This window comes from Thermocladium sp. ECH_B, from assembly GCA_001516585.1.
Classification (GTDB): domain Archaea; phylum Thermoproteota; class Thermoprotei; order Thermoproteales; family Thermocladiaceae; genus Thermocladium.
Genome location: LOBW01000143.1, coordinates 1 through 1,398 on the forward strand (window position 1 = coordinate 1; position 1,398 = coordinate 1,398).

Annotated in this window: 2 protein-coding genes and 1 pseudogene; 2 read left to right on the plus strand and 1 reads right to left on the minus strand. The window is 50.6% G+C overall.

Going from position 1 to position 1,398, the window contains the following annotated elements:
- Nucleotides 1–269: 269 nt before the first annotated feature.
- Nucleotides 270–566 (minus strand): hypothetical protein, encoded by a 297-nt coding sequence (locus tag AT710_09800; protein KUO89725.1) that lies wholly within the window; start codon nt 564–566, stop codon nt 270–272.
- Between the two features lie 70 nt (nt 567–636).
- Between AT710_09800 and AT710_09805 the strand changes: the two genes are divergently transcribed.
- Both AT710_09805 and AT710_09810 read left to right on the plus strand, forming a co-directional pair.
- Nucleotides 637–846 (plus strand): hypothetical protein, encoded by a 210-nt coding sequence (locus tag AT710_09805; GenBank protein ID KUO89726.1) that lies wholly within the window; start codon nt 637–639, stop codon nt 844–846.
- Nucleotides 847–1,103: 257 nt separating this feature from the next.
- A pseudogene (locus AT710_09810) lies at nt 1,104–1,398 on the plus strand.

Here is a 1,398-nt window from a genome sequence, read left to right on the forward strand (position 1 = left end):
AGGTTAGGGACTCCCGGGATGGATTGTTAAAGGTGCTTAGGGGGAGGGTTTAGAATTCAGTGAGGTTGAGTTTAGGCCTGGTAACTGGCCCATGCCCCCAAGGCTCCTCTTCGACGGCATCAATGTTGAGCCTGACACGCCCAGTGAACTTTACATAACAGACACGACGTTTAGGGATGGGCAGCAGGCGTTTTATGCATATGGTGTTGAGGATGTTGAATCATTGTTTAGGCTGCTCTCCGAGCTTGATAACGGTAGTGGTAGGGTGGTTAGGAGCGAGTTCTTCCTCTACACTGAGAGGGATAGGAGGACACTACACCGTAGGGCGGCACCTCAACCCTCGGTGGTTCATACTTACCCAGGGCCTCAACCTTAAGGATCCTGTCCACGTGTATCCCAGCATTATAACCATTCTCAAGCTTAACCAGTAGGACATCGGGGTCTCCAACCTCCGGCCTGGGCAGTATCATACCCTCCAGGACTGACCCATCCTTAAGGTGAATCCTAACCCTACTAAACTCACCAACCCCACCAAGCAATCCCCTAACCCTATCTGAGTAGGCCATGGTTGGGTTGTGTGGTTGGTTTTATTATCTTTGTGGTGTTGCTTTAAAAGTAGGATTAGTGCCCAGCGCCGTGAGGGTGTTCAGCGAGGTTATGGGTGAGGCCGTGGAGCTGCCTGATAAGCCAAAGAGAATAGTGTCCCTAAGCCCATCAATCACGGAAACTCTCTTCGAAATGGGACTTGGGGATAGGGTTACAGGCGTAACGGTCTACTGCCATAGACCCCCAGAGGCAATGCTTAAGCCAAGGGTAGCGGCATACACCGGAGATGTTGGTAGATAGGCTGAGGGGTGTTTCTGTCTTCATTATTATTTACGGTTACTCATATTCATTGGTGTTTAAATTTCAAAGGATTTATAAATCTATTCTCAATACTTCTCAATACTCTTAATTGGTTACCCTGGGTTTTCAAGATCCGTAGTGGCTGGGAAGCCCTGGCGACCGTTGGGGAGCCACTGCGGTGAGCGACCCCAGGGAGACCGTCGAGAAGGAGACGGCGGGCTAACGCCTACCGCCTCCGGAGAGACGGTAAGCCCGAGTTCACCTATAGCCTGAACAATGTGGCCGCTAACCACCTGCTTAAGACCGTGCCTCTCCTGGAGTTCATTGGTGAGGGTGGGTATGATGGCGTTTTCATTGGTATTAGGTGGGATGAGAACCCGGCGAGGGCTGGTGAGGTATTCTTCAGTAGGCGCGAGAAGCCACTACACATTAGGGTTCACCCGATACTGCAATTCACGGAGAGGGATGTGTGGGACTATACCCTAGGCAATAAGTTGCCCATAAATCCATTATACTATAGGGGCTTTAGGAGCATTGATGATAAGTATGAGT

What these genes read in the sequence shown, in the direction of transcription:
- AT710_09800 (KUO89725.1), bottom strand. Translation starts at nt 566, where the DNA reads ATGGCCTACTCAGATAGGGTTAGGGGATTGCTTGGTGGGGTTGGTGAG.